General features: G+C 66.4%; 26 protein-coding genes. 17 read left to right on the top strand and 9 right to left on the bottom strand.

Annotated elements, in window-relative coordinates:
- Positions 1-55: 55 nt before the first annotated feature.
- From CFE42_RS13645 to CFE42_RS13660, 4 genes are all read right to left on the bottom strand, one after another.
- The gene (locus tag CFE42_RS13645; protein WP_004628867.1) at positions 56-2,254 is read right to left on the bottom strand and encodes a xanthine dehydrogenase family protein molybdopterin-binding subunit; all 2,199 of its coding nucleotides are present in this window, start codon (positions 2,252-2,254) and stop codon (positions 56-58) included.
- Positions 2,251-3,255 carry a xanthine dehydrogenase family protein subunit M gene (locus tag CFE42_RS13650; protein ID WP_004628866.1) on the bottom strand — a complete coding sequence of 335 codons (1,005 nt, stop codon included), beginning with the start codon at positions 3,253-3,255 and terminating at the stop codon, positions 2,251-2,253. Before CFE42_RS13650 ends, CFE42_RS13645 begins: the two co-directional genes overlap by 4 nt.
- Positions 3,256-3,263: 8 nt before the next feature.
- On the bottom strand, positions 3,264-4,004 hold the full coding sequence (locus CFE42_RS13655) for a 2Fe-2S iron-sulfur cluster-binding protein (protein ID WP_004628864.1): 741 nt from the start codon (positions 4,002-4,004) through the stop codon (positions 3,264-3,266).
- Positions 4,005-4,167: 163 nt separating this feature from the next.
- Positions 4,168-5,478: a M20/M25/M40 family metallo-hydrolase gene (locus CFE42_RS13660; RefSeq protein ID WP_004628862.1), complete on the bottom strand. Its 1,311-nt coding sequence runs from the start codon at positions 5,476-5,478 to the stop codon at positions 4,168-4,170.
- Positions 5,479-5,661: 183 nt separating this feature from the next.
- Here CFE42_RS13660 and CFE42_RS13665 point away from each other — a divergent pair, with 183 nt between their 5' ends.
- The gene (locus CFE42_RS13665) at positions 5,662-6,456 is read left to right on the top strand and encodes a DUF1835 domain-containing protein (RefSeq protein ID WP_004628859.1); all 795 of its coding nucleotides are present in this window, start codon (positions 5,662-5,664) and stop codon (positions 6,454-6,456) included.
- Between the two features lie 104 nt (positions 6,457-6,560).
- Here the strand turns inward: CFE42_RS13665 and kefC are convergent, their stop codons facing one another.
- Together kefC and CFE42_RS13675 are read right to left on the bottom strand one after the other, a co-directional pair.
- Positions 6,561-8,501 (bottom strand): glutathione-regulated potassium-efflux system protein KefC, encoded by a 1,941-nt coding sequence (gene kefC / locus CFE42_RS13670; RefSeq protein ID WP_004628858.1) that lies wholly within the window; start codon positions 8,499-8,501, stop codon positions 6,561-6,563.
- A gap of 23 nt (positions 8,502-8,524) precedes the next feature.
- The gene (locus CFE42_RS13675) at positions 8,525-9,088 is read right to left on the bottom strand and encodes an NAD(P)H-dependent oxidoreductase (RefSeq protein ID WP_004628856.1); all 564 of its coding nucleotides are present in this window, start codon (positions 9,086-9,088) and stop codon (positions 8,525-8,527) included.
- 398 nt (positions 9,089-9,486) lie between these two features.
- Here CFE42_RS13675 and CFE42_RS13680 point away from each other — a divergent pair, with 398 nt between their 5' ends.
- The 5 genes from CFE42_RS13680 to CFE42_RS13700 all read left to right on the top strand — a co-directional run bounded on the left by CFE42_RS13680 (position 9,487) and on the right by CFE42_RS13700 (position 12,004).
- Positions 9,487-10,182, top strand: coding sequence for a GNAT family N-acetyltransferase (locus CFE42_RS13680; RefSeq protein WP_004628855.1), 696 nt, complete (start codon positions 9,487-9,489; stop codon positions 10,180-10,182).
- Positions 10,183-10,390: 208 nt separating this feature from the next.
- Positions 10,391-10,882, top strand: a complete 492-nt coding sequence (locus CFE42_RS13685; RefSeq protein ID WP_004628852.1) for a cupin domain-containing protein — start codon at positions 10,391-10,393, stop codon at positions 10,880-10,882.
- A 124-nt stretch (positions 10,883-11,006) separates the two neighbouring features.
- The gene (locus tag CFE42_RS13690) at positions 11,007-11,141 is read left to right on the top strand and encodes a hypothetical protein (protein WP_004628851.1); all 135 of its coding nucleotides are present in this window, start codon (positions 11,007-11,009) and stop codon (positions 11,139-11,141) included.
- Positions 11,132-11,545 (top strand): hypothetical protein, encoded by a 414-nt coding sequence (locus CFE42_RS13695; RefSeq protein WP_004628850.1) that lies wholly within the window; start codon positions 11,132-11,134, stop codon positions 11,543-11,545. The genes CFE42_RS13690 and CFE42_RS13695 overlap by 10 nt, the downstream gene beginning before the upstream one ends.
- 21 nt (positions 11,546-11,566) lie before the next feature.
- Complete coding sequence (locus CFE42_RS13700) at positions 11,567-12,004, top strand: hypothetical protein (protein WP_004628849.1); 438 nt, start codon at positions 11,567-11,569, stop codon at positions 12,002-12,004.
- 428 nt (positions 12,005-12,432) lie between these two features.
- Here CFE42_RS13700 and CFE42_RS13705 read toward each other — a convergent pair whose 3' ends face one another.
- Positions 12,433-12,921 carry an Lrp/AsnC family transcriptional regulator gene (locus CFE42_RS13705; protein ID WP_004628844.1) on the bottom strand — a complete coding sequence of 163 codons (489 nt, stop codon included), beginning with the start codon at positions 12,919-12,921 and terminating at the stop codon, positions 12,433-12,435.
- Positions 12,922-13,076: 155 nt separating this feature from the next.
- Here CFE42_RS13705 and hppD point away from each other — a divergent pair, with 155 nt between their 5' ends.
- Entirely contained in the window at positions 13,077-14,183 is a 1,107-nt protein-coding gene (gene hppD, locus CFE42_RS13710) for a 4-hydroxyphenylpyruvate dioxygenase (RefSeq protein WP_004628843.1), read from the top strand.
- Between the two features lie 218 nt (positions 14,184-14,401).
- Here hppD and CFE42_RS13715 read toward each other — a convergent pair whose 3' ends face one another.
- Entirely contained in the window at positions 14,402-15,019 is a 618-nt protein-coding gene (locus tag CFE42_RS13715) for an EF-hand domain-containing protein (RefSeq protein ID WP_004628840.1), read from the bottom strand.
- Positions 15,020-15,166: 147 nt separating this feature from the next.
- Positions 15,167-15,850: a type II secretion system protein N gene (locus tag CFE42_RS13720; RefSeq protein ID WP_004628838.1), complete on the bottom strand. Its 684-nt coding sequence runs from the start codon at positions 15,848-15,850 to the stop codon at positions 15,167-15,169.
- A gap of 174 nt (positions 15,851-16,024) precedes the next feature.
- Here CFE42_RS13720 and gspG point away from each other — a divergent pair, with 174 nt between their 5' ends.
- The 10 genes from gspG (at position 16,025) to gspE (ending at position 26,306) form a co-directional block, all read left to right on the top strand.
- Positions 16,025-16,495: a type II secretion system major pseudopilin GspG gene (gene gspG, locus CFE42_RS13725; RefSeq protein ID WP_037043803.1), complete on the top strand. Its 471-nt coding sequence runs from the start codon at positions 16,025-16,027 to the stop codon at positions 16,493-16,495.
- 32 nt (positions 16,496-16,527) lie between these two features.
- Complete coding sequence (locus CFE42_RS13730) at positions 16,528-17,022, top strand: GspH/FimT family pseudopilin (RefSeq protein WP_004628834.1); 495 nt, start codon at positions 16,528-16,530, stop codon at positions 17,020-17,022.
- A complete protein-coding gene (gspI, locus tag CFE42_RS13735) occupies positions 17,019-17,417 on the top strand; it encodes a type II secretion system minor pseudopilin GspI (RefSeq protein ID WP_004628832.1) in 399 nt (132 codons plus the stop codon). Before CFE42_RS13730 ends, gspI begins: the two co-directional genes overlap by 4 nt.
- Positions 17,398-18,150: a prepilin-type N-terminal cleavage/methylation domain-containing protein gene (locus CFE42_RS13740; RefSeq protein ID WP_024542304.1), complete on the top strand. Its 753-nt coding sequence runs from the start codon at positions 17,398-17,400 to the stop codon at positions 18,148-18,150. Before gspI ends, CFE42_RS13740 begins: the two co-directional genes overlap by 20 nt.
- 1 nt (position 18,151) lies before the next feature.
- Positions 18,152-19,240, top strand: a complete 1,089-nt coding sequence (gene gspK, locus CFE42_RS13745; protein WP_004628829.1) for a type II secretion system minor pseudopilin GspK — start codon at positions 18,152-18,154, stop codon at positions 19,238-19,240.
- A gap of 161 nt (positions 19,241-19,401) precedes the next feature.
- Positions 19,402-20,832 carry a type II secretion system protein GspL gene (gene gspL, locus CFE42_RS13750; protein ID WP_004628827.1) on the top strand — a complete coding sequence of 477 codons (1,431 nt, stop codon included), beginning with the start codon at positions 19,402-19,404 and terminating at the stop codon, positions 20,830-20,832.
- 10 nt (positions 20,833-20,842) lie between these two features.
- Complete coding sequence (gspM, locus tag CFE42_RS13755) at positions 20,843-21,412, top strand: type II secretion system protein GspM (protein ID WP_004628825.1); 570 nt, start codon at positions 20,843-20,845, stop codon at positions 21,410-21,412.
- Between the two features lie 17 nt (positions 21,413-21,429).
- The gene (locus CFE42_RS13760) at positions 21,430-22,272 is read left to right on the top strand and encodes a type II secretion system protein N (RefSeq protein WP_004628823.1); all 843 of its coding nucleotides are present in this window, start codon (positions 21,430-21,432) and stop codon (positions 22,270-22,272) included.
- Positions 22,273-22,309: 37 nt separating this feature from the next.
- Positions 22,310-24,733 carry a type II secretion system secretin GspD gene (gene gspD / locus CFE42_RS13765; protein ID WP_004628822.1) on the top strand — a complete coding sequence of 808 codons (2,424 nt, stop codon included), beginning with the start codon at positions 22,310-22,312 and terminating at the stop codon, positions 24,731-24,733.
- 16 nt (positions 24,734-24,749) lie between these two features.
- Positions 24,750-26,306 (top strand): type II secretion system ATPase GspE, encoded by a 1,557-nt coding sequence (gene gspE, locus CFE42_RS13770; RefSeq protein ID WP_004628819.1) that lies wholly within the window; start codon positions 24,750-24,752, stop codon positions 26,304-26,306.
- The last annotated feature ends 10 nt before the right edge of the window (positions 26,307-26,316 follow it).

Raw genomic sequence — 26,316 nt, forward strand, 5'->3', positions numbered from 1 at the left:
CTTGGCCCACTCTGGCCCCGCTGGTGATGCGCCGGCGGGGCTTTTTCATGCGCGCTCAGATGAGCTTGTCGAGCGTGATCGGCAATTCGCGCACGCGCCGGCCGGTGGCGTGATAGACGGCGTTGGCGATGGCCGCCGGCACGCCGGTGATGCCGATCTCGCCGATGCCCTTGGCGCCCAGCGGGTTGATGTGCGGGTCCGCCTCGTCGAGTACGAGGATGTCGATGTCGGGCACATCGGCGTTGACGGGCACGTGGTACTCCGCCAGGTTGTTGTTGACGATGCGACCATAACGCGGGTCCAGCAGGCTCTCTTCGAACAGCGCCATGCCCATGCCCCAGACGATGCCGCCCATGAGCTGGCTACGGCCCGTCTTGGCGTTGAGCAACCGCCCGACGCCGTAGCTCCCCACTATGCGCGAGACGCGGATCACGCCCAGGTCCGCGTCGACATGGACCTCGGCAAACACCGCGCCGAACGAGTGCATTGAGAACTTCTGCTTCTCTTCGCCCGGCTGCACCTTGGCGGTCACCTCGATGGGGCGACCATAGCGGGCGACTACGGCAGCCGCCGGTTCCCGCGCACCGCTGTGTGCGCTCAGAACACCATCGGCCACCGTGATGGCGCCCGCGGCCAGCCCATGCAGCGGCGAACTGGCGTCGGCAATGGCCGCGGCAATCAATGCATCGCGTGCCTGCTGGCCGGCGGCCTGCACCGCGGGCGATACGCTGGCCACGCTCTGCGAGCCGCCCGACACCGGCGCTTCGGGCATGCGCGTATCGCCCAGACTGAAGAGCACGCGGTCGACGGGCATGCCCATGGCATCGGCCGCCACCTGCGTCATCACCGTGTAAGTGCCGGTGCCCAGATCCTGCGATCCCGATTCGACCTGCGCCGTACCGTCGGGCAGATAGCGCGCCGTGGCAGCAGCCGCGCTGCGATTGGCTGGGTACGTGGCCGTGGCCATGCCCCAGCCGACGCGCGTAGTGCCCTCGCGCATGCTGCCCGGCTGCGGGTTGCGGCGCGCCCAGCCGAAGCGCTCGGCGCCCGTCCGGTAGCAGGCAGCCAGGGATTTGCTCGACCACGGGATGCGTTTTTCCGGGTCTTGCGCGGCATCGTTGCGCAGACGCAGCTCCACGGGGTCGATGCCAAGCGCGTAGGCCATCTCATCCAGCGCGACTTCCAGCGCGAACGTGCCGGTGGCTTCGCCGGGGGCGCGCTGGAACGTAGGCGTACCGACGTTCAGACGCGCCAGCCGATGCGTCGTCCGCTGGTTGGGCGTGTCGTAAAGCATGCGCGTGACGATGGCGCAGGGTTCGGTCCAATCCTCGATCATCGACGTGGTGGTCAGCGAGTCGTGAGAGATGGCGGTGAAGCGGCCATCGCTGGCGGCGCCCATGGCGATGCGCTGCTCGGTACGCGGGCGCCCGCCGACGGGGCCGAACATCTGCGCCCGCTCCAGAACAAGCTTGACGGGCCGCCCCGCCTGGCGCGCGGCCATCGCCGCCAGCACCACGTGCGACCACACCGAGCCTTTGCAGCCGAACCCGCCGCCCACGAACGGGCACACCACACGCAGCTTGTCAGGCGACAGACCTAGCGTCCTAGCGACGGTGCGGCGCACACCCGAGACGTACTGCGTGCTGTCGTACAACGTGAGCGAATCGCCCTCCCACACGGCGATGGTGGCGTGCGGCTCCATCGGGTTGTGCGCTTCCATGGGCGTCCCGTAGATGGCCTCGATGCGCTGCGCCGCCTGCGCCATGCCGGAGGCCATATCGCCGCGCATGGTATCGGCCGATTGCGTCTGCACCTTGCCGGGCGAGTGCGCATCGGCGCGAGCGGTTTCGAAGTCGAGCCGCGCCGGCTGCTGGGCAACCTCTACGCGCACCATGCGCGCTGCGGCCTGCGCGTGTTCCAGAGTGTCGCCCACGACGACCGCCACGGGCTGGCCGTTGTAGTGCACCTGATCGTCCTGCAGCAACGAGAGCACGCGTCCGGCCGGCGGTTCCAGCGCGGGCTTGCCATCGTTAGGCAAGCGCGGCGCGTTCTCGTGCGTCATCACCAGCAGCACGCCGGGCATGGCCTGCGCGACGTGCGTATCGACCCGGGTGATTCGGCCGGCGGGCACCGTGCTTTGCACCAGCACCGCATGCACCAGACGCGGCACCTGAAACTCGGCCGAGTAGCGTGCCTGGCCCGTGACTTTAAGCAGACCGTCAGTGCGGTCCAGCGGTTGGCCGACGTTGCTCATGCCACACCTCCAGTCGGGTCGGAAGCCACGGTTAGCGCGCGCGCCACCGCACGCTGTGCGAGCGGCACCTTGAAGCCGTTGTCGCGCAGTGGCTGTGCGCCCTGCACGGCCAACGCGCCGGCCTGGGCAAACAAGTGCGCGTCCAGCACCTGCCCCGCCAGCATCTGCTCCGCCGCATGCGCACGCCACGGCTTGTGCGCGACGCCGCCCAGCACGATGCGCGCCTCCCGGATCGTCCGCCCATCCGCTTGCAACGCCAGCGCCGCAGCCACCGACACCAGCGCAAACGCATAACTGGCACGGTCGCGCACCTTCAGGTAATGCACGTGCGAGCCGAACACGGGCGGCGGCAGATCGATGGCGACGATCAACTCGCCGGGCCCGAGTGTCGTGTCGATTTCGGGGTGCGCTTCCGGCAGCCGATGGAACGCGTCGATCGGGATACGCCGCTCCGCGTGCGCGCCGTGCACCACCACCGTGGCGTCGAGCGCGGCCAAGGCGACAGCCATGTCGGACGGATGCGTCGCCACGCATGCCTCGCTCGCACCCAGAATGGCATGCATGCGATTGAAACCCTCGCGCGCGGCACAGCCGGAGCCGGGCTGCCGCTTGTTGCACGCCGGGTACGCCGTGTCGTAGAAGTAATGGCAGCGCGTGCGCTGCATCAGGTTGCCGCCGTTGGTGGCCATGTTGCGCAGCTGCCCCGACGCACCCGAGACAATCGCCTCGCTCAGGAGCGGATAGCGCGAGCGCACCAGCGGATGCGCCGCCGTGTCGGCATTGCGCGCCATCGCGCCCAGTCGCAGGCCGCCGTCGGGCAACGCGCGAATCTGCGCCAGCGGCAGGCGGCTCACGTCCACGAGGCGCTGCGGCTGCTCGATCCCGCCCTTCATCAGGTCCAGCAGATTCGTCCCGCCGCCGATATAGCGCGCGCCCGGCTCGTTGCCCAGGCGCACGGCAGCCTCGACGGAAGATGCACGGTCATAAGCAATCGATTGCATGAGGCTCCTCAGGCACCGTTGCCGGACTTGGCAGCCACCACGCGAATCGCCGCCACGATGTTGGGGTACGCGCCGCAGCGGCAGAGGTTGCCGCTCATGCGCTCGCGTATTTCGTCTTCGGTCAGCGCAACGGCGCCGTCATTACCGAGCGCCGCGGGCGACGTGACGGTGCTCGGCATGCCGCGGCGCGCCTCTTCCAGCACCGCCACCGCCGAGCAGATCTGGCCCGGCGTGCAATATCCGCACTGAAACGCGTCGTGTTCAAGAAACGCGGCCTGCACCGGGTGCAACGCCGCGCGGTCGACCACGCCGTCATGCGGGTGCGCCAGCCCCTCGACCGTGGTGATGGTCTCGCCCTCGTGCATGATCGCCAGCGTCAGGCAGCTGTTGATGCGCCGGCCATTCACGAGGACGGTGCACGCGCCGCACTGACCGCGGTCGCAGCCTTTCTTGGTGCTGGTCAGGCCGAGCACCTCGCGCAGCGCATCGAGCAATGTGACACGCGGCTCTAGCGACAACGCATACGGCTTGCCGTTGATATTGAGCGACACCGGCCGCGGCGGTGCCAACGCGGCAGGACGTGCCGGGGCCGACGCATCAGTGCGCGCGCCAGCCGACTCCTGCGGCAACGCAAGCGCCGACGCCGCGGCAGCCGCGCTCTGCAAAAAGCCACGCCGGCTGGGGCGGGCGGGTGATCCATCCGTTGCCTGGGAAGGGTCGCTCGATGCTGCGGAGGGATGTTCTGACATGACGCACGCTCCACCGGCCGGGCGGGCCGTAGCTGGGGACATGCGTCAGGGGAAAGCAAGCGGAATACCCGGCACCCGGGCGGTGGGAAGCCGCAGGGCAGCGGCTTCGCGCAAGAGAGCTGCTGCGGCGCGTGTAAGGCTTACGCGCCGCGTTGCAGTGCGGTTACTTGGCCGGGCCGACGCGGTCGCGCGACACGTCCATGACCATGCGCGTCAGCAGGTACAGGCGCGGCACGATGGAGTTCAGGTCGACGTATTCGGCGTCATTCGAGTGCGCGCCAAAGCTCGCCAGGCCAAAACGCTCGATCACGGGCGCCTTCGTCTTCGACGCGGCAAACGCGGCATCGGTGCCGCCGCCTTCGGCCTTGTCGTCAATCTCCAGCGTCTTGCCGAGTTCGCCATAGATCTTCTGAGCGTGTTCGGCCAGCGCGCGCGACGCCGGCGTGGCTTCCAGCGGCGGGCGACGGCGCTCGAACTTGGCTGTGACCTGCGTATCCGGGATCAGTTTGTTCTTGATGCGTTCGTTGACGGTTTCTTCCAACTTGTCGGCGTCGGCTGCGCGCAGCAGGCGCACATCGGCCTGAGCGCTGGCCGCGGCCGGGATCACGTTGCGATTCGTGCCTGCCTGCGCCACTGTCCAGTTCACCTTCAGGCCCGTTTCGGGCTTGGACAGATCGCGCATCTGCAGCACCTGGTGCGACAGTTCGTACAGCGCGTTGCGGCCCTGCTCCGGCGCGCCGCCGGCGTGCGAAGCCTTGCCCTTCACATCCAGCAGGATCGCGCCGATGCCGCTGGTGGCCACCGACAGCTTGTCCGACGTCACGCGCGTGCCTTCGCACGAGAACACGGCGTCCTGCTCGGCGCCCAGCTTGGCCTGCATGGCCCGCGCGCCCGGCGAGCTGATTTCTTCATCGCCGTTGATCAGCACCGTGAGCGTGCCGTATTGCTTGAAATTGACGGCCTGCAGGATCGACACCGTGTGGAGGATGACCGCGACGCCGTTCTTGTCGTCGGCAATGCCCAGACCGTAGGCGCGTTCACCGTCGATGCGGAATGGCTGCTGCGCGAGCATGCCCTTGAGATACACGGTATCCATGTGCGCAATTAGCATGATGTTGCGCTTGCCATCGCCCTTGAAGCGCGCGAGCACCATCTTGCCGATCTTCTCGGGGGTATCGGCCATGCGGTAAGCGTGGTCGCTGGGGTCGATGAGCTTGACGTCGCCGCCCATGCCGCGCAGGCGCTCGGCAATCACGCCGGCAATCTTGTCCAGGCCTTCGATGTCCTTGCTGCCCGATTCGATCGAGACCAAAGTCTTCATGGTGTCGATCAGCGCGGGTTTTTCCTGCTGGGCGCGCTTGTAGATTTCAGCGGGCGGCACAGCGGTGGCCTGGCCGGCAGCCAGCGCACCCGCCAATGCGACGGCGGCCAGCACTGCAGGGCGCAAACCCTTGGGCAACAACGGGGCTCTCATGGATGTTTCCTCACCTGTTCTTAGTTATGGTCTGCAACAAAACCGCGATTTTCTCACGCCCGCCTGAGGATTGCCCGAGGGCCATCCCCCCTTTGGATAGGCGCATGACGTCGCGCAAAGGAATACTGATAGAGATGCGTAAAACGAAAGCGCGGGGCTAACACTCTCGCTACAATTGCTGCCATGCAATACATCCATGTCGTCAACGGCGAAGTTGCCGGCGCCACACTCAAGCAGGCGCTCGCACAGGCTGGCCGCCCCGATTCCGTAGTCGTGCTGCGCGACGATCTCGCCGTCGGGCCGCTGGTCGACGTCGACAGCGTCGCCATGGCGCGCTCCGGCTTCTGGCAGCGCGTGGCGCCCAACAGCAACATCGATTTCGCCGCCGAGATGCGGGACGCACTTGCGTCACTCGCCGACCTGCGCGATGCCACCACGGAAGTCGCCATCTGGCACGGCCAGAGCGCGTCGGACCAGCTCATGCTGCGCCGCGTGGCGTTTCACCTGCATCAATCGCCCCAGCGCATCAATGAAGTCGGCATGGATGTGCGCGAACTTGAGGCGCCCAACGGTCAGGGCCCGCTAACCACCATCGGCATGTATTCAGGCGCCCGGCTGGCGCGGCGGTTTTCGACCATCGCGCCGGTGTCGGTGCTGCGCATCGGCCGCCTGGCCTACGAATGGCAACAGACCGTGCGCGAGAACGCCGATACGCGGCTATGGAAGGGCAACACGCTGGTACCGGTGTCGTACGGCACGGTGGATGAAGTGATCCTGGAGCACGTTCCCACCGACTGGGCCAGCGCACGGGACGTGGTCGGCAGCATCATGGGCGCCATCGACGGGCTGCTCGCCAGCGACTGGTTTGTCTTCTGGCGCTGCCGCGAACTGGTCGGCAACGGCCAGTTGCTGTTGCGCGGCGAGGCCGATTCGCTCAGCACCTGCGAACTGCGGCGCAATGTGAGCGTGGCCGTGTAAGCGCCGCGCAATCCTGCCAGTCTGCCCCGAGGAGCGCCCAAAAGCGCTCCTTTTTGTTTGTTCACGCTGCTTGCGCCTAGAACTGGGTTCATCACCAGCGCGGGTCAGCCGTCGCGTCGGATGCCCGCGCGCGCGGGGCAATCAATCGGAGCGTCGGCGTCGCCACCGTCGCCTTCGTTGGCCAGGTCGCTGTCGGGCTGCATGCCTTCCACGTCGCTGTGGTCGTCGCCCTCGCCCCAGGGCATGCCGGATTCGCGCAGGCGCTTGCGCTGCATGCGGTCGCGCTGGAACATTTCGGTCAGTTCGTCACGCCCTTGCTGTGCAAGGGAAACGAGCTTCTTCTGATCGCGGTAAACCGGGTAGACCTGCTCCATTGAGTTGAGCGTGTGGCGGCGGAACGTCTGCGCGATGCGGTGCGCTTCGTAGGGCTCCTTGCCCAGGCCCTCCAGCACCCGGCGGCTAAGCATGAGCGAGCCCTCGAACATCTCGCGCTCGATCACTTCCACGCCGCGGTCGCGCAGTTGGTACACGTGCGACACGTTGCGCGCCCGCACGTACAGCTTCAGGTGGGGAAAGCGCTCGCGCACGCGGTCGACCACCTCCAGGTTGGTTTCCATGTCGTCGATGGCGACAACCATCATGCTGGCCTTGTCGGCGCCGGCGGTCTCCAGCAGGTCCATGCGCGTGGCATCGCCGTAGAAGACCTTGAAGCCGAAGCGGCGCAGCATGTCAATCTGGTCGGGGTCGTGATCGAGCACGGTGGCGCTGTAGCCCTGGCTATAGAGCATGCGACCGACAATCTGCCCAAATCGGCCGAAGCCCGCGATGATGACTTCGTTCTCCTGCGGCTCGATCGTGTCGGGCGCGCGCTTCTTGCCATCCATGAACCGCGGCACCAGCACCTTGTCGTGCAGGAGCAGCAGCAACGGCGTCGCGGCCATCGAGAGCGCCACCACGAGGTTGAGCGCAGCAGCCGTCTCCGCACCGAGCACGTTGCCCGCCACGCCGGGGCCGAACACCACGAATGCAAATTCACCACCCTGCGAGAGCAGGAATGCAAACAGCCACGCCTGCCCGCGCGCAATGCCAAAGCGGTTGGCGAGCAGGCGCAGCGCGCCAATCTTGACCGCCAGGAACACCGCAACCAGCCCGATCACAGCCCACGGCTGGCGCATCAGCACGCCAAAGTCGATCGACATGCCGACGGCCAGGAAAAACAGGCCGAGCAGCAGGCCCTTGAACGGCTCGATGTCGGTTTCGAGCGCGTGACGGTATTCGGAATCGGCGAGCAGCACGCCGGCAATGAAGGCGCCCAGCGCCATCGACAGGCCCACGCCGTGCATCAGCAGCGCAATGCCCACCACCAGCAGCAGCGAGAACGAGGTGAACATCTCGCGCATGTTGGTGCGGGCAATTGCGCGCAGCACGGGCCGCAGCAGGGTGCGTCCGCCAAAGATCACGGCTGCCACCACGCCCACTGCCTTGGCCGCCACCACCCAGCTATGGCCGCCGGACGCGTCGCTTGCGTCCGTCGCCAACAGTGGCAGCAGCGCGATCATCGGGATGGCCGCAATGTCCTGGAACAGCAGAATGCCGAAGCTGGCCGTGCCAGCGGGCGTGCGCATGAGGTTGCGCTCGGAAAGCGTGGCCAGCGCAATCGCCGTGGATGACAGCGCCAGGCCCAGCCCCGCCACCACAGCTGAGCGCCACGGATGGCCCACCGCCATGACCGCCAGCCCGACGGCCAGCGCACACACCACAATCTGCAGCCCGCCGTAGCCGAAGATGCTCCGCCGCAGCGACCACAGCCGCGCCGGCTCCAGCTCCAGGCCAATCACAAACATCATCAGTACGACGCCGAATTCAGAGAAATCCAGAATCGACTGCACATTGGTGATGAGCCGCAGGCCCCACGGCCCGACGATCACCCCGGCCAGCAGATAGCCGAGCACCGAGCCCAGCCCCAGCCGACGCGCCAGCGGCACCGCTGCCACAGCCGCAGCCAGGTAGATGACGAAATTGACGAGCAGATCGTGCGATTGCATGGGCAGGGAAGAGATCGGAAACGTCAGGCGACGGAGTTGGCGTCGGCATCGGCCCGGAGCCAGGGCTGCAGTGCGGCGCGGACCTGCGCGATATGGGCGTCGATGACGTCAGCAGACGCATCGTCGGCGTCGTGCAGCACATGCGGCGGCTGCCATTGCATGCCGCACAGCGCGGCGGTCTGCTGCAGCGGCAGCAGGAACATGTCGAACGTGTGGCCGTGAACGCCATCCGGGTTGTAGGAATGCGCGCGGCCGCCAGTGGTGGCCAGCACCATTAGATGCTTGCCGCGCAACGCCGTGCCGCCCGGCCCGTAGGCCCAGCCCATCTCCAGCACCACGTCGATCCACTCCTTGAGCAGCGATGGCGTGGCGTACCACTGCACCGGAAACTGGAAGACGATCAGCTCCGCCGCCTCCACCGCTTCCTGCTCGGCACGCACGTCGATGTCGAAATCGGGGTAATGCCAGTACAGGTCGTGCATGGCCACGCCGGGCAAGCTGGCCAGCGCACGCGCGAGTGGCTTGTTGGCGCGCGACCGGCGCGGCGCAGGATGCGCGTAGATCACAAGAATGCGCGAGGGCGTCATGGAAAATCAGGAGGCTGGGGCGGCTTGATGGCGCATCTTCGCACGGCTATTGTTGAGCGGCGTTACAGGCGGCGATCGTACTGCGGGTAGTGATGTAACGCGTGCGGCACCTGGAAAGCGCACGCCCCATCTCTTTTGCGCGACGCAGCATTTACGTTGTTGCTGCACCACACCGCTGGAGACCTTGCTCAGATGCGCTAAATCAATGATTTATCGGGAAATCCTGTGGAAAGTCTGACACCAGACTTACGGGGAAACCCTGATTGCACTACAATAGCATGGTGCATTGCACAACACTCAGTTGCACCCCACTGAGTGCCCCGGAGGTGTCATCCGCGCCTCCAACTCATCACTTGCCGCCCTCCACTGAAGGGCGCGATCAGAACAGGAACCGTGTCGTGAACCCGCTCGAACTGAGCAAGGCCATCGGCGTCGTCACCCAGGACGACATCGACAAAACGGAAGCCGCGCAAGGTGCGCCGCGTTCCACCGTACTGGTGCGCGAGCTTGCTGCGCACCACCGGTCGCGCCTGCTCAAACACCTGCTCGCCCTGGGCGAGGAAGACCGCCTGCTGCGTTTCGGCCAGGTGGTGCGGGATCACGTCATCGAGGCGTACGTCGACAGCATCGATTTCGACCACGACAAGGTCTTCGGGGTCTATAACGAGCGCCTGGAGCTGACCGGCGTGGGCCACCTCGCCTACCTGCGCGACAACCCGCAAGGGCGCGTGGCGGAGTTCGGCGTGTCGGTGTCGGAATCGGCGCGCGGCAAGGGCGTAGGCAGTGCGCTGTTCCAGCGTGCCGCCATGCACGGCCAGAACACCAAGGTTCGTACGCTGTACATGCACTGCCTGTCGCGCAACGCGGCCATGATGCACATCGCCAAGAAGGCTGGCATGCGCGTGCAATACGCCTATGGCGAGGCCGATGCCTACCTCGAATTGCCGCCCGCCGACACGATGAGCCTGTTGACCGAAGCCATCGACGAACAGGTCGCCGATCTCGACTACATGCTCAAGCGCAACCTGCGCGATGTGCGCCGTTTCGGCCAGCGCTTCTGGCGCTCGCTGGTGCCGCAAAAGCGCGCTGTGTAAGCGCATCGCTATGCAACAAACGCCCGGCTCACCACCGGGCGTTTTTGTTTGGTGTTGGGCGTTGCTCGCCATCTCCCGCCTAGGGCAATTGCGCGCTTGTCAGCCGCGCGGGTGCTTTCCCTACGATGAGGATGCGGCACCTCTCGCTCTCCAGCGGCGGCCATCAGCGTCGCCCGCGAGCCGATGCCGAGGCAAGAAGGAGACGACGATGAAGACACCATCCGCGCAATCGATACTGCTGCCAGCGGCCATGCTGCTGTGCCTGGGCGCCGCGCCCGCTGCCGCCCAAGACGCCGCCATGGGCGACATGACCATGATCAACCCATCCGCCCTGAAGTGGGTCGACGCGCCGCCCGGCTTGCCCAAAGGCGCCAAGCTTGCCGTGCTCTACGGCGACCCCGGCAAGGACGGCCCCTACGTCGTACGCCTGAAAACGCCAGGCGGCTACAAGGTGCCGCCGCACTGGCACACCGAGACCGAGAACCTCACGGTGATCTCGGGCACGCTGTACCTGGGCAGCGGTGACACCATGGACATGGGCGCCGCGCATGCGCTCAAGACCGGCGGTTTTCACAACCTGCCCGGAGGCATGCACCACTACGCCTTCACCAGGGCGGCGACGGTGGTGCAGATTCATGGCACGGGGCCGCTCGATATCAAATACGTCAACCCGCAGGACGATCCCTCGCCCAAGCAGTGAAGCCTGGCACGCCACCGATGCCAATTGCCAGCCACCGGCAAGGTACATCAACAGCCGTTAACACGCCGCCGACGGGCGCTGGCTACCATGCCCCTCCACAGGTCAAGCAACCACGGAGGGGCAGATGGTCACCAAGGCCCAGGCCAGACCGAAAACCGATTTCGAGCGCTGGCAGGACCACGGCGACGCCGCGTACATCCGGAAACTCGATTACGTGCTCACGCTCATCCCGAAGATCGGAACCGCCGCATGCAAGTAGGACGCCCCCTCGTCGCCGTATCGCTGCTGACCGCACAATCGACCATGGCCGCAGATGCGCTGACCGGAACCTTCCGCGGTGACGGCCGTGCCTGCTACGGCGCCTTGTTCCTGCGCTCGAACACCATCGAATGGAATGCCAGCTTCTTCAAGTGCGGCCCCACGCGCTACAAGGTAATCGAGCAGGACTTGTCCGGCGACCACCCGCACGCGGCCTTCAAGATTGAAGACCATCGCAAGCGCTGCGGCCTGGCCGTCATCGAGGTCTCGCGCTACAGCGAGTTCTCCTGGAGCGTAAAGGGCTACCAAACAATGGAGGCGTACCAGAAGCGCGAAGAACCCGACTGGAAGGATTCCGCCGATCCTGCACGCCAGGTCGCCGTGTGCGGCATGCGCAAGGAATAGCGCAGCCAACGCGCCGCCGCCATGCAGCCGCTCCAACGCTTCGCCCTGGAGAAACACAGGGGCCCGTATGAGCAATGGCCCATGCGCACGCGCGTGATTGTCGACGGCGTGCCGCACCCGACGCTCACCATCCCCGGCTACGAACTGCTGCGGCAATACCAGACCGATCTCGGCTTCGTCCTCATCACCAATTACGACTGCCCGTTTGAAGAAGCCGTCTCCATCACGCTCGTCGCGCCCGACCTTTCACGCGCGATCAGCACCGGCACCATCGGTGCGGCGTACTACACGTTCTGGCTGGATGAGGTGGAGTGGATCGATGTGGACCACTTTCGCCTCACCTGCGAAGACGCCGTGGGCGATTGGCTGGTCACGCTGCGCGCCCGGCATATCCCGGTGTTATCCCCGGCGGTTTTCATCAAGCGCCGCGTGGCGCCACCGACCCAGCCTGCGGCGTAGAGTGGAACGCCGCCCTATGCTGCTCGCGGCTACCCAATAGACCGCCGAGCGCCGCAGTTTTGGCCTCATGCGTCGCGCTCAAACACCTGAATTCGCTTGCATGAGCGCGACACCTCGCCGTCAAACTGCGGCGCGCGGGGCTCAAAGGTCCGCACTCTGCCCAAAAACATCCCACCCATCGGCCCTCCGAAGCCCACGCTTCGCCATCAAAGATACGAAGTCATCGAGTCGAGGCTGGCGTTCCGCCGTCAGAGGGTCGAAGCCGTCTGTCAGAGGTCGAAAGTTTCGACCTCTGACTGCGGAATGCGAGTATTTGAGACTCGCGTGCCGCCCGCAGCGATTCAGGCTCGAACAAGGAAGGCCCACGATCGGACCGCGGAGGTGCGTCATCGGCGGTTTAGGCCTCTATGGCGCAACTAGCCAATCCCTCAAACCACCACCGGCAACGCCGTCGTATCCTTGATCCGCTCCAGCGCAAAACTGCTCTTCACATCGATCACCGCCGGGTGGGCGAGCAACTGATCGCGGATGAAGCGCGCGAAGTGCTCCATGTCTTCCACGAACACCTTGAGCAGGTAATCCATCTCGCCGGTCATGGCGTAGCAGGTGACCACCTCGGGCCATGTCGCCACGGCGGCGCGGAAGATATCGGACGGGCCTTTCCCTTTGGGCGCGCCGCCCTGCTTTTCCAGGCGCACGTTGATGTACGCCGACAGCCCCAGCCCGATCTTGGACGGGTCGAGCAGCGCGGCGTATTGGCGGATGACGCCGGACTCTTCCAGGCGCCGGATGCGTCGCAAACACGGGCTGGGCGACAGATTCACCCGCTCGGCGACTTCCAGGTTGGTGAGGCGGCCGTTGTTCTGCAGGACTTCCAGGATCTTCCGGTCGATCTTGTCGAGTTCCACTTTATTCATTTTGTTGCTCCGCACCAATTAATTCGGCAATTTTCTTGCGCAAATTTAGCAAGGTGGGCACAACTTCGCAATTTTTGCTTGGATGGACACACCTACACTGCGAGGATCGTCAAAGACCTGTGCGCTCCAGAGCGCGCCCCCACAGGAGACTCACCATGCAATTCACGCCTTGGGAAAACCCGATGGGCACCGCCGGCTTCGAGTTCATCGAATACGCCGCGCCGGACCCCGTTGCCATGGGCAAGCTGTTCGAGAACATGGGCTTTACCGCCATCGCGAAACACCGTCACAAGAACGTGACGCTATACCGCCAGGGCGAAATCAACTTCATCATCAACGCCGAGCCGGATTCGTTCGCGCAGCGCTTTGCGCGCCTGCACGGCCCGTCGATCTGCGCGATTGCGTTTCGCGTGCAGGACGCCGCGTTTGCCTACAAGCGTGCGCTGGAGCTGGGCGCCTGGGGCTTCGACACCCACAGCGGCCCGATGGAGCTGAACATTCCGGCCATCAAGGGCATCGGCGATTCGCTGATCTACCTGGTGGACCGCTGGACCGGCAAGAACGACGCCAAGGCCGGCGATATCGGCAACATCAGCATCTACGACGTCGATTTCGTGCCCATCGCGGGCGCCAATCCGAACCCCACCGGGCACGGCCTGACCTACATCGACCACCTGACGCACAACGTCTACCGTGGCCGGATGAAAGAATGGGCCGAGTTTTACGAACGCTTCTTCAACTTCCGTGAAGTGCGCTACTTCGACATCGAAGGCCAGGTCACCGGTGTGAAGAGCAAGGCGATGACGAGCCCGTGCGGCAACATCCGCATCCCCATCAACGAGGAAGGGACGGAGAAGGCTGGTCAGATTCAGGAGTATCTGGACATGTACCACGGCGAGGGCATCCAGCACATCGCGCTCGGCTCGACCAACCTTTTCAACACGGTGGACGCACTGCGCAGCAACGGCATCAAGCTGCTCGACACGATCGACACGTATTACGAACTGGTCGACAAGCGCATCCCCGGCCATGGCGAAGACGTGGCGGAACTGAAGAAGCGCAAGATCCTCATCGACGGCGCCCCGGGCGACCTGCTGCTGCAGATCTTTTCGGAAAACCAGCTGGGCCCGATCTTCTTCGAGTTCATCCAGCGCAAGGGCAACCAAGGCTTTGGCGAGGGCAACTTCAAGGCACTGTTCGAGTCCATCGAACTCGACCAGATGCGCCGCGGCGTGCTCAAGGCCGACGACCAGCCGGCCTGAAGACCCTCAAGCTTCAGGCGTGCTGTACCCGCACCCCGATGGTTCGCCATCGGGGTGTTTTTCATGGGCGTTACGGCATGCGCGCATGCGGCACTGACACGGCCCCGTAGCCAAACCAACCCGCACCGGTCTTACAATGCATTGAGGATCGGAGGGGCGCAGGCAATAAAAAACGGCGCCCGAAGGCGCCGCTTGCGTGCGGAGATTCAGACGAGGCGTCACTCGCCCTTCGTCGCCGACGGGCCACCCGGCATGGCCGCGGCCGCCGGGGTGTTCTTCTGCGCCTTGCGGGCGTCGTGGCGGGCCTTCATGTAAGCGCGGATCTCGTCTTCGGTGATCTTGCCGTCGTGGTTGGCGTCGATCTGGTCGAAGTTCTTGGCCAGACGCGGCATGCCGCCCTGCACTTCGTCCTTGGTCAGGCTGCCATCGTTGTCCTTGTCGGCCGCCTTGAACTTGGCGTCCAAGCGCTGCGCCATCTTTTCGTGCATCTCGCCCTTGTGGGCCTTGTGCCAAGCGGCCAGCTCGTCCTTGCTCAGTTGGCCGTCGTGGTTGGTATCGATCTGGTCGAAGTTCTTTTCAAGCCACGCGTGGCCCTTGGCCTCGTCGCGCGAGACCTGGCCGTCGCCGTTGGTGTCGATGGCCTTGAAGCCGCCGTGGTGGCCGGGCTTGCCTGCGCGGGCGTCAGGTTGCGGCGCGGCCGGTACCGTGGCGGTGGCCGGCGCCTGTGCGCTGGCGGCGGGGGCACTGGCATCCTGAGCGCGGGCGTTCATGCCCGACATGGCCAGGAACAGGGCCGAGGTGGCGAGGAAGGCTTGGACAGCACGTTTGTTGGTCATGGTCAGCTCCTTTTCACATGGACTGTGTAGCGGATTAGAACCCGACAATGCCGGCGCGTTGCCCGCTTTTACACGCTGTTACCCCAATGACACCCGCTGTAATATGCGCCCGCCAACGCCTGGCGAGCCGCATCAGACGCGACATGCCTATTGGTCGGCGCCCGGCTGGGGGGTGTCGCCCTTGCGTGCGGCGGCCGCTGCGCGGTGGCGAGGGCCGACAATGCCGCCGCCCTGGCTGGTAGGCTCCTCACCCGTGTTGATCTGCGCTGGTGCAATGGGCAGCATGGCGCCCGGCATGGAGGTATTGGCCGGATTGTTGGCAACCGGCGGCGCTGGTGGCATGGCGGGCGTCGATAGCGGAGCTGCGGCGCCTGCAGGCGGCAGCGGCATCGCCGGTGCATTGCGATTGGCCGGCGACCCCCCCCCCAAGGCGCTCGCCGGCAGCGGAATCTCCTGGCGCGCGCCGTTGCGCTCGATCACCACCGAGCGTGCCTTGATTTCCACCAGCTTGATATTGGACGACAACGACTTGCCGGCGCGCACGGCCTGCGGTGCGCCACCGTCCACCGACACGATGGCTGCCCCGGAACCATCTGCCAGATCGGCCACCACGCCCATTACCTGCACATCGCGCGGACCGTTCTGCGGGCCACCGCCGAAGAGCGTGACGGCGGCGCCGGTCTCCAGGGCATCGGTCTGCGCCACGCGCGCCTCACGCGGCGCGCCCAGCGAGCGCAGCGACGACAGCGTGAGCACCCAGTGCGTCAGCAGCGCACACAGGGCAGCAAACAGTACAAAGCTGAGCAGGCGGGACGACTGTCGAGCGTTCATGAAATGGGCGAGGCACCGTAGGAATACGCCGATTCTATCCGCCCTTCATGCCGGTTCGGTGAACAGCTTGGAGGGGCGGCTCTAGCGCCAACGCAGCATGACCCCGCCACGCAATATATGGTCATATGTCACGGATATACTGTGTCTCTCACCCTAATTGCCAACTCTGTCGCCATGATGCAAGGCCAACTTCGCTCCTCCTTCCACCAGCGCGCCCTCGCCCGACACGCAGCGCGTGGCTTCACCCTGATCGAAATCATGGTGGTGGTGGTGATCCTGGGCATCCTCGCCGCGCTGGTGGTGCCGAAGATCATGAGCCGCCCCGACGAGGCGCGCATCATCGCCGCCAAGCAGGACATCGCTTCCATTTCGCAGGCGCTCAAGCTCTATCGCCTGGACAACGGCCGCTACCCGACGACCGAGCAGGGCATCAGCGCGCTGGTCACCAAGCCGACCACTGAGCCGATCCCCAACAACTGGAAAGGCGGCGGCTATCTGGAACGCCTGCCCAAAGACCCGTGGGGCCATCCGTACCAATATCTGAACCCAGGCGTGCGCGGTGAAGTGGACGTCTTCAGCTTCGGCGCCGACGGCCAGGCCGGCGGCACGGGCAATGACGCCGATATCGGCAACTGGGACAACTGAGCCGCCGCAGTCGCCTCAGCCACCCTCGCACCATGTTCGGCCAATCACGCCGCCACCAGCACCCTCGCGGCTTTACGCTGCTGGAGTTGCTGGTGGTGGTGGTCATCATCGGCATCGTGCTGGCCGTGGTGGCCGTGAACGCCACGCCCAACCCGCGCTCGCAACTGGTCGATGACGCGCAAAAGCTCGCCCGCCTGATCGAACTGGCTCAGGAAGAGGCGCAGCTCACGTCGCGCCCTGTGGCGTGGGAAGGCGATGCGCAGGGCTGGCGCTTCTACGAATCGACCCCCAACCGCTGGCGCCTGCTCACGCGCGACGTGCTCGCGCCGGGCCACTGGCGCCAAGGCATGGACAACGTACAGATCGTCGCCGGTGCCGCTGCGGTCCCGGGCGCACCGCAGCGCCTCGTGTTCGGCCGCGAGGCGATCGGCTTGCCGTGGCGCGTGGCGCTGACCTCGCAAGGATCGCGCGTCGACGTGGTATCCGACGGCGGCCCCCGCGTGCTGACGGAGATGCAAACGCAATGACGCGCAGCCATCGTCCCACGCGCACGCGCGGCTTCACCTTGCTCGAAGTGCTGGTGGCGCTGACCATCGTGGCCGTGGCGCTCACCGCCACCATGCGCGCCATGGGCAGCATGACCACCGCCAGCGATTCGCTGCAGACGCGCATGATCGCCACCTGGAGCGCCGAGAACCACCTGGCAAACCTGCGCCTCGCACGCGTCTTCCCAGACCCCGGCGCGCGCGGCTTCGCCTGCCCGCAGGGCGATACCCAACTGTGGTGCGAAGAGACCATCGCAACCACGCCCAATCCAGTGTTTCGTCGGGTGGAGGTCGCCGTCTATCCGGATGCGTCCAAATCCGTGCGACTGGCGTGGCTCGTGACTCTGTTGCCGAACGATGCGCGCAATGTCTTCTAATCGTTCCGCGAACATCGGCACGCGCGGCTTCACCCTGCTCGAACTGCTGGTGGCGATCACGCTGCTGGCCATTCTGGCCGTGATCGCCTGGCGCGGGCTCGACAGCATGACCCGCACGCACGAGGCGCTGGCCCAACGCGATGAACGCATCGAAGCACTCAAGACCGCCTACGCCCAGTTCGATGCCGATTGCACCCAACTGGCCGATCCGAACACGCTGTCGCGCTCACCGGTGGAGGTGGACGCCAACCGCGTGCTGATGGTGCGCGACCGACGCGGGGAGAGCGACAGCGGCCAGCCGCCCGCGTGGCAGGTGGTGCTCTACCGCATCGTCGACGGCCGGCTCGAACGCCTCCAGACTCAACCGATCACCAACCGCGGCGACCTGCGCAATGCGATGGACAACCTGCGCCAGGGCGGTGTGGGTGCCGCGCGCTACCTGCTCGCCGCCAACGTTGACAGCATCAGCGCCCGCGCCTGGATCGAACCCGGCGGCTGGATGGACAGCACGGGCGCGCTGTCGGCGGCACTGTTCCCGGCCGGCAGCAACACCACCACCCTCACCGGCTTGCCGTCGGCTTCCACGCCCAGCGCGTCGGCGCCCTCGGCCAACAGCCCCGGCGTGGTGGTGCCGGCCGCCTCGGTGCGCGCGGTGGAACTGGCATTGCTCGTGCGCATGACGCCGCAGGGCGCGCCGCAGCGCTTCACGCGCATCTGCATGACGGGGCTTTGACATGGCGCGATGCTCCCGTCGATTGTCTCAACGTCATCCGCAGCCCGGGCGCCAGCGCGGCGCGGCCATCATTACAGCGCTGCTCGTCGTCACGCTGGCCGTGGTGATCGTGTCGGGCATGCTGTGGCGCCAGCAGGTGGAGATCCGCGCGGTGGAAAACCAGCGCCTGAAAGCACAGGCCACGTGGATCGCGCGGGCGGGCATCGACTGGGCGCGCCTCATCCTGCGCGACGACCAGCGCCGCACCGGGGCGGTAGACCACCTGGGCGAAATCTGGGCCGTGCCGATCCAGGAAACCAAGCTGTCGGACTTTCTCGGCAGCTCGCTGCGCACGGACACGGCCGGCGAAGAGTCCTACCTGTCGGGCCGGATCTTCGATGCCCAGGCGCGCTTCAACCTGATGAACCTGCTGATAGCGCGGACGCTGGGCGGCCGCATGATCATTACCGGCCGCGACAAGAACGCCATCAAGGCCTACGGCCTGCTGCTGCAGTCGCTCAACATCGACCCGAGCCTGGCCAATGTCACGGCGACGTACCTCGCGCAAATGTTGGGCGGCTTCCAGTCGATCGAGGGCATGCAGGGCGGTCAGCAAGGCGGCGAAGACAGCGGCGGGGGCGGGAGCGGCGGCAGCAACAGCAACGGCCCGCGACCGCTCGACGACGTGGCCAGCCTGCTGACGATCCCGGGCTACACGGCGGACATGGTCGCCAAGCTGCGCCCCTACGTGATCGTGCTCCCCACCCGCACGCAGATCAACGCCAACACGGCCAGCGCCGAAGTGCTGGCCGCCGTCATCCCGAACCTGAGCCTGGACCGCGCCCGCTCGCTGGTGCAGGCGCGCGACCGCGCGTACTTCCGCAACATCGGCGACGTCACCAACCAGTTGCGCGGCATCGCGCCGGGGGTTGACACCACCGCAGCGGCCAACCTGCTGGACGTGCAGACCCACTATTTCCTCGTCTACGGCATGGCCCGCCACGAGCGCGCCCGGATCGGGGAAGTGGCGCTTGTTTCACGTGGCGATCCCATCAACAATAACGCGACCCGCATCGTGTGGGTCCGCCGCATTGACGAGATTCCGTCATGACGGCGGCGCAACACCCCTCCGCGTGCGTACGCGCCGCCTGTAGACAGACCCTGGCCTTCGCCGTATTGTCATCCGCATCGTTCAGCATCGCGGGTCTTGCGCAATCCGGCGCTTCCGTTGGCAGTTCGCATTCACACTCTCAAGATCAATAGAGGAGCGGTTTGACGACCTCCCTGTACGTGCGCCTGCCGCACCGGCCCATTCAATCGCCCGAACGCTGGTCGACGGGCGCGCTTGCCTCCGTGCCGTTCGCGCTGGTGCGTGAAGAAGGCGCGCTTGGGACCCAACGCGTTCAGCGCGAAGGCACGTCGCGCACCGACGAACTGCCCGCGGCCGATCGGCTGGTCCTCCTGCTGCCCGCCGCCGATGTGTTGCTGGTGCCGGCCAACGTGCCGCCGCTGGCGCTGCCCAAACTGCGTCTGGCCCTGCCAAACCTGGTGGAAGAACGCCTCGTGCAGGACGCGCAGCAATGCCATATCGCCCTCGGCCCGCGCCTGGGGGATGCCCCGGCCCGTGGCTGGCGTGCACCCCGCGAGCCACAATCGCGCGCATTGATGATTGCCGACCGCGCGTGGGTCCGCTTCATCCTCGATACCTTTGCCGGCCACAAGCACCGCACCTGCCATCTGCTGCCTGCGCAGCTTTGCCTGCCGTTTGAAACGCCTGCCGCAGCCGCAGCGCTGGCTGCAGAACCGACAAACGCGGTCGAACGTGCGGAGCCGTCGCTCGATGCTTCTGCTGAACCTGTTGTCGAAATGCCCGTGGCTGAAGCCGTTGCGGCGGTCGCCCCAGCAACCATCGCGCTCGACGCAGCGCCACCGTCCGACCCGGACGCGCCTGTCGCCATCGACATCACCGTACGCACCGGCCGCGCCGAGGGCTACGGCCTGCGCGTGCTGCCGGCCAACGTCGGCAACTGGCTGGGGATTGCACCCACGCCGGCCACGCTGATGGTGTCGCCCGCGCTGCGCGAGTTGGCGCCCGGCCTGTCGACCGACCCCGCCACCGCCACGCTGGACTGGTCCACCTGGGCGGCCGGCGCACGCGACGCCCTCGCTTCAGGCGAAGCCGATCTTTGTCAGTTTGACTTTGCACGCGGCGGCGTGGCCGGCATGGACTGGAGCCTCTGGCGCCTGCCGATCGCACTGGCCGTGCTGCTGGTGGTCGTGCAGCTCATCGGCATGAACGCGCGCTGGCTCACGCTGCGCGCCGAGCAGAAGCGGCTCGATACCGCCATGCGCACGCAGTTGCAGACAGCCTTCCCGAATACGCCGGTGATCCTCGATCCGCCCGCGCAGATGCGCCGCCAGGTCGAGCAGCTACGCCTGGCCGCCGGCAAGTCGGCTCCGGAAGACTTCCTGCCGCTGGCCGATCGCTTTGCCCAGGCCGCCACCGGTCTCGCGCCCGATGCGCTTCTCGCGCTCGATTACCACGGCCGCGCGCTCACGGTCACACTCAAGGACGGCACCGACACCGCCAGCCTGCGCACCGCGGCCCGCAATGTCGGCCTGAACATGGACACCGCCGAGGCCCCGCGCGGTGCCGAGGCGACCGTACCGGGCTCGCGCTGGACGGTCTCCATCGCCCAATAACGATTCCTCCATGGCGACTTCCTCCCCCTCTTCTTCCCGACCGGCATCCCGCCGCCTGCCGCGCATAGGCGTGCCGGACTCGGTGCGCGACGCGGCCACGACGTTCTGGATGCAGCGCGAACCGCGCGAACGCCGCATCCTGGCCGGTGGCGGCGTGGTGCTGCTGTTGGTGATCGTCTACCTCGTGCTGTGGGAGCCGGCCTTCGAAGGCCAGCGCCGCATCGAGAAAGCCCTGCCGCAAATGCGCAGCCAACTCGCCGAGATGGAAACGCTGGGCCAGGAAGCGCGCGGCCTGTCTGCCATTGCCGCCGCGCCGGTGCCGCGCGGTGCGGAACTGCAGCAGGCACTCAACACGAGCCTCACCAACCACGGCCTGAAGGCCACGCGCATGGCGATGTCAGGCGAGAGCGTGCAGGTGCAACTGGACAAGGTGCCCTTTGGCGCTGTCGCCGAATGGCTGCAGGAGGTGCGGCAGGCCCAGCGCATGAAGGTGATCGACACGAACATCAAGTACGTGGGCGCGACGGCCCTGGTCAACGTGACGGCGACGCTGCAAGGCCCCGCCGCCACAGGCCGCTGACGGGTCCGATCGTGCCGATGGGGATTGAATCGCTGCCGCCGCTGCGCCTGCGCCGCCGTGCCGGGCCGGACCAGCGCACGGGCCTCTGCTGGCGTGTGCTGTGGTGTGGCGTGGCGCTGCTGGCCGTGGGCGTGACCGTGGTGGCACAGTATCCGGCCGCGTGGGCGGCGGAGCGCATCGCCGCAGCCACGGGCCACCGTGTTTTGCTGGCCGACAGCCAGGGCAGTATCTGGCACGGCAGTGCAACGCTTGCGCTGACCGCCGGCAACGGCGGCGCCGATGCGACCGTGCTGCCCGGCCGGCTGTCGTGGTCGATCGACGTGCTGCCGCTGCTGACCGGCACACTGCGCACGCACCTCGAGCACGATCGCGCGCTGGAAAAGCCGGTCACGCTGACGGTCTCGCCGGGGCATTGGGAAGCAGAGGCTGGCGCAGTCGCGCTGCCGGCATCGTTACTGGAAGGCGTAGGCGCGCCGTTCAACACGCTCAAGCTGGATGGCCGGCTGCGGGCGCAGTGGACGCCGCTCTCGGGCCAATTCGGCAGCGGAAAGGGCCAGCCAAACACCGCCCAGGGCGCGCTGACTGTCACGCTCGAGCAGGTATCATCCAGCCTCAGCCGGGTGCGGCCGCTGGGCAGTTACCAGGCGGTGGTGTCGTTTGGCGGCGTGAGCGGTGCGCCGATGCAGTTGTCGCTGTCGACACTGGCCGGGCCGCTCACTCTGCAGGGCCAGGGCACCCTTGGCCAGGGCGCGCATTTTGACGGGGTGGCGAGTGCTACCCCGGAGTCGGAACCGCAATTGATTGGCCTGTTGAGTCTGCTGGGCCCGCGCGACGGGTCGCACCATCGACTCCGCTTTTGATCCTCAAGCCGGCGCGCGAGCCAGCGTGCCGACAACCATGAACGAGACCATGTACAACGCCTCTTCCCGACTCACCGTTCGCGCCATCGTCCTGGCATGCTGCGCAACAATGGTGGCCGGCTCGATGCCAGTCTTTGCCGCCCCACCGGGCGCGGCATCCTCCCAGAACGGGGCCGCCGGCAACCCGGGGGAGGAGGTCTCGCTGAATTTCGTCAACGCGGATCTGGAATCGGTGGTCAGGGCCGTCGGCCAGGCCACCGGCAAGAACTTCATCGTCGACCCGCGCGTGAAGGGCACCGTCAACCTCGTCACCGAAAAGCCAGTGACGCGCTCGCAGGCGCTCGAATCGCTGGGCTCGATCCTGCGCATGCAGGGCTACGCGATTGTCGAGGGCAACGGTTTCACCAAGGTCGTGCCGGAAGCCGACGCCAAGCTGCAAGGCTCGCCCACCAGCGTGGGCGCGGCAGGCGCGCGCGGCGGCGAGCAGGTCGTCACGCAGGTCTTCCGCCTGCAGCACGAATCGGCCAACAACCTGGTGCCGGTGCTGCGTCCAATGATCGCGCCCAACAACACGATCACCGCGTACCCGGCCAACAACACGCTCGTCATTACCGATTACGCCGACAACCTGCGCCGCATCGGCCGCATCATCGCGTCGATCGACACGCCCGTGGCCGGCGAGACCGAACTGATTCCGCTGAAGAACGCCGTGGCCATCGACGTGGCGGCCACGCTGCAAAAGCTGCTCGATCCGTCGGCCGGTGGTGCAGGCGGCGCGGCCGGTGCCGGCGCGGCGCTGTCGGACCCAAGCCTGCGTACGTCGGTCGTGGCAGAGCCGCGTTCGAATAGCGTGATGGTGCGCGCGTCGAGTGCGGCACGTCTGGCACAGGCCAAACAACTGATCGCCAAGCTCGATGTGCCGAATGCACGGCCGGGCAACATCTGGGTGGTGCCGCTCAAGAATGCCAACGCGGTGCAGCTGGCGACGACGCTGCGCGCGATCGTGGCGGCCGATGCCACGCTGTCGGCCTCCGCATCGACCGGGCCGGGCGGCCAGAGCGCCGCGCAAGGCGCGACTTCGCAGCCGGCCGGCGGCGTGAGCAACCTGCAGAACCAGAACACGCAGAACACCAACTACGGCAGCAGCTCGGGTTCGGGCAGCGGCTCGGGCAGCGGCAGCTCGTCGTTCCGCGCCTCGTTCGGGCAGAACAACACGCCGACCACCGGCGGCATCATCCAGGCCGATCCGGCCACCAATGCGCTCATCATCACCGCCAGCGAGCCGGTCTATCGCAACCTGCGCGCCGTGATCGACGACCTCGACGCGCGCCGCGCGCAGGTCTATATCGAATCGATGATCGTGGAAGTGACGGCCACCAAGGCTTCGCAGTTGGGCATCCAATGGATGGCCGGCGCGGGCGGGCCGACCACCTTTTTTGGCGGTGGCACCAACTTCGGCTCCGGCGCCAATAACCTGATCAACCTCGCGGGCACGATTGCCACCATCACCAGCGGCGGCATCGGCAGTACGGCCGCGCAGACTGCCATCGGCACGCTCTCAAACAGCGTTGGCCAGCTCAACGGCGGCAACTTCGGGGTGTTCAACAGGGGCAGCGGTTTGGGCGCCATCCTCAGCGCGCTGGGTTCGGACGGTTCGGTCAACGTGCTGTCCACGCCCAACCTGATTACGCTCGACAACGAAGAGGCCAAGATCCTGATCGGCCAGAACGTGCCGATCACGACCGGCTCATATGCGCAGACCGGCGGCGCGGCTTCGGTCACGCCGTTCCAGACCTTTGACCGCAAGGACGTCGGCATCACGCTGCGCGTCAAGCCGCAGATCACCGATGGCGGGCTGGTGAAGATGCAGATCTTCCAGGAGTCGTCGGCCGTGGTGCCGGGCACGCAGAATGCCACGCAGGGCCCGACCACCAACGTGCGCTCGATCGAGACCAACGTGCTGGCCAACGACGGCCAGGTCGTCGTGCTGGGCGGACTGCTGGAAGACAACTACCAGGACGGCGAGCAGAAGGTGCCGGGCCTGGGCGACATCCCCATCCTGGGTGCGCTGTTCCGCTCGGAGAACAAGACGCGTGTGAAGACCAACCTGCTGGTGTTCCTGCGTCCGATCATCCTGCGTACGGCCGATGCGACCGGCACGCTGTCGGACAACCGCTACAACTACATGCGCGACACGCAGCAGGGCTTTGTCTCGCCAAACATGCTGCCGACCACGTCGGACAAGGACACACCGGTGCTGCCCGCGCCCAACGCCATGCGCCCGGCTGAAAACTACGGCGACGTGTCGATCGTGCCGAAGGGCCCGGCCGGTACGCAGGTGCCCCCGGGCGCCCCGATGCCGATGCCGCAAGGCACCACGCGCAGCCAGCCGCGCCTGCAGAACTTCGCCGCGCCCACCTCGGGCGGCTACGACGGCAACGCGCCGCGTAATGGCGGCTGACAACGGACAACGAACCATGGCAACACACGCTTCCACCACCGACGTCAGCACGCTCGAGCCGCCCTCGCAGTCGGCCGTGCGGCTGGTGCCGTATGCGTTTGCGCGCGACGCCAGGTTGCTCGTCGCCCGCCAGGACGTCGACACGCTGGAGGTGTGGGTCTGCCCCGAAACCTCGCGCACGGCGCTGGCCGAACTCGGCCGCGTGTTCGGGTCGCTGCATCTGGTGACGCTCGACGCGGCGGCGCTATCCACGGCCACGCAGACGGCCTACAACGCGCAAGACGGCAGCGCGGCCCAGGTCGTGGGTGAAGTGGAGGGCGAAGTCGACCTCTCGCGCCTGATGCAGGACATTCCGGCCGTGGAAGACCTGCTCGAATCCGAAGACGACGCGCCGATCATCCGCATGATCAACGCGCTGCTCACGCAGGCCGCGCGCGAAGGCGCCTCGGATATCCACATCGAGCCGTTCGAGAATGCATCCGTCGTGCGCTTTCGCGTCGATGGGACGCTGCGCGACGTGGTGCGCCCGAAGAAAGCGCTGCACGGCGCGCTGATTTCGCGCATCAAGATCATGGCGCAGCTCGACATTGCCGAGAAACGCCTGCCGCAGGACGGCCGCATCACGCTGCGCGTGGGCGGTCGCCCGGTGGACGTGCGTGTGAGCACCCTGCCCACCGGCCACGGCGAGCGCGCCGTGCTGCGTCTGCTCGACAAGGAAGCCGGCCGGCTCGACCTCGGCAAGCTCGGCATGGGCGCCGGCACCCTGGCGCGCTTCGACCACCTGATCAACCAGCCGCACGGCATCGTGCTCGTCACCGGCCCCACGGGTTCGGGCAAGACGACCACGCTGTATGCGGCGCTGTCGCGGCTCGACGCGGCGTCCACCAACATCATGACGGTGGAAGATCCGATCGAATACGACCTCGACGGCATTGGCCAGACGCAGGTCAACCCAAAGATCGACATGACGTTCGCCAAGGCCCTGCGCGCCATCCTGCGCCAGGACCCGGACGTGGTGATGATCGGGGAAATCCGCGACCTGGAAACCGCGCAGATCGCCGTGCAGGCCTCGTTGACGGGCCACCTGGTGCTGGCGACGCTGCACACGAATGATTCCGCATCCGCCGTGACGCGCTTGATCGACATGGGGATCGAGCCGTTCCTGCTGTCTTCATCGCTGCTGGGTGTGCTGGCGCAGCGGCTGGTACGCCGCCTGTGCGTGCATTGCCGCCGCGAAGAAGTGCTCGAACTCACGCCTGCGGAAGTGGAAGCCGTGGCCGGCACGCCCGTGGCCGATGGTGTGGCACCGGCCACGCCGGCACGCAAATCGGTGTGGCATCACGTCGGTTGCGAGCGTTGCAGCAACTCTGGCTACCAGGGCCGGACCGGCGTGTACGAACTGCTGACCGTCACGCCCGAAATCCAGACGATGATCCACCGCCAGGCCGCTGAATCCGAGATCAAGGCGTTCGCCATCGGCCAGGGCATGCAGACGATGCGCTTGGATGCACAGCGCTGGATCGACACCGGCGCCACGTCGCTGGAAGAAGTGCTGCGTGTCACACGCGACTAAGGCGCGAATA

The organism is Ralstonia sp. PBBBR1 (assembly GCF_002256165.1).
GTDB classification, from domain to species: domain Bacteria; phylum Pseudomonadota; class Gammaproteobacteria; order Burkholderiales; family Burkholderiaceae; genus Ralstonia; species Ralstonia thomasii.

Coding starts and splice junctions, on each gene's coding strand:
- CFE42_RS13645 (WP_004628867.1), bottom strand. CDS start 2,254: ATGAGCAACGTCGGCCAACCGCTGGACCGCACTGACGGTCTGCTTAAA.
- CFE42_RS13650 (WP_004628866.1), bottom strand. CDS start 3,255: ATGCAATCGATTGCTTATGACCGTGCATCTTCCGTCGAGGCTGCCGTG.
- CFE42_RS13655 (WP_004628864.1), bottom strand. CDS start 4,004: ATGTCAGAACATCCCTCCGCAGCATCGAGCGACCCTTCCCAGGCAACG.
- CFE42_RS13660 (WP_004628862.1), bottom strand. CDS start 5,478: ATGAGAGCCCCGTTGTTGCCCAAGGGTTTGCGCCCTGCAGTGCTGGCC.
- CFE42_RS13665 (WP_004628859.1), top strand. CDS start 5,662: ATGCAATACATCCATGTCGTCAACGGCGAAGTTGCCGGCGCCACACTC.
- kefC (WP_004628858.1), bottom strand. CDS start 8,501: ATGCAATCGCACGATCTGCTCGTCAATTTCGTCATCTACCTGGCTGCG.
- CFE42_RS13675 (WP_004628856.1), bottom strand. CDS start 9,088: ATGACGCCCTCGCGCATTCTTGTGATCTACGCGCATCCTGCGCCGCGC.
- CFE42_RS13685 (WP_004628852.1), top strand. CDS start 10,391: ATGAAGACACCATCCGCGCAATCGATACTGCTGCCAGCGGCCATGCTG.
- CFE42_RS13690 (WP_004628851.1), top strand. CDS start 11,007: ATGGTCACCAAGGCCCAGGCCAGACCGAAAACCGATTTCGAGCGCTGG.
- CFE42_RS13695 (WP_004628850.1), top strand. CDS start 11,132: ATGCAAGTAGGACGCCCCCTCGTCGCCGTATCGCTGCTGACCGCACAA.
- CFE42_RS13700 (WP_004628849.1), top strand. CDS start 11,567: ATGCAGCCGCTCCAACGCTTCGCCCTGGAGAAACACAGGGGCCCGTAT.
- CFE42_RS13705 (WP_004628844.1), bottom strand. CDS start 12,921: ATGAATAAAGTGGAACTCGACAAGATCGACCGGAAGATCCTGGAAGTC.
- hppD (WP_004628843.1), top strand. CDS start 13,077: ATGCAATTCACGCCTTGGGAAAACCCGATGGGCACCGCCGGCTTCGAG.
- CFE42_RS13715 (WP_004628840.1), bottom strand. CDS start 15,019: ATGACCAACAAACGTGCTGTCCAAGCCTTCCTCGCCACCTCGGCCCTG.
- CFE42_RS13720 (WP_004628838.1), bottom strand. CDS start 15,850: ATGAACGCTCGACAGTCGTCCCGCCTGCTCAGCTTTGTACTGTTTGCT.
- gspG (WP_037043803.1), top strand. CDS start 16,025: ATGATGCAAGGCCAACTTCGCTCCTCCTTCCACCAGCGCGCCCTCGCC.
- CFE42_RS13730 (WP_004628834.1), top strand. CDS start 16,528: ATGTTCGGCCAATCACGCCGCCACCAGCACCCTCGCGGCTTTACGCTG.
- gspI (WP_004628832.1), top strand. CDS start 17,019: ATGACGCGCAGCCATCGTCCCACGCGCACGCGCGGCTTCACCTTGCTC.
- CFE42_RS13740 (WP_024542304.1), top strand. CDS start 17,398: ATGCGCGCAATGTCTTCTAATCGTTCCGCGAACATCGGCACGCGCGGC.
- gspK (WP_004628829.1), top strand. CDS start 18,152: ATGGCGCGATGCTCCCGTCGATTGTCTCAACGTCATCCGCAGCCCGGG.
- gspM (WP_004628825.1), top strand. CDS start 20,843: ATGGCGACTTCCTCCCCCTCTTCTTCCCGACCGGCATCCCGCCGCCTG.
- CFE42_RS13760 (WP_004628823.1), top strand. CDS start 21,430: ATGGGGATTGAATCGCTGCCGCCGCTGCGCCTGCGCCGCCGTGCCGGG.
- gspD (WP_004628822.1), top strand. CDS start 22,310: ATGAACGAGACCATGTACAACGCCTCTTCCCGACTCACCGTTCGCGCC.
- gspE (WP_004628819.1), top strand. CDS start 24,750: ATGGCAACACACGCTTCCACCACCGACGTCAGCACGCTCGAGCCGCCC.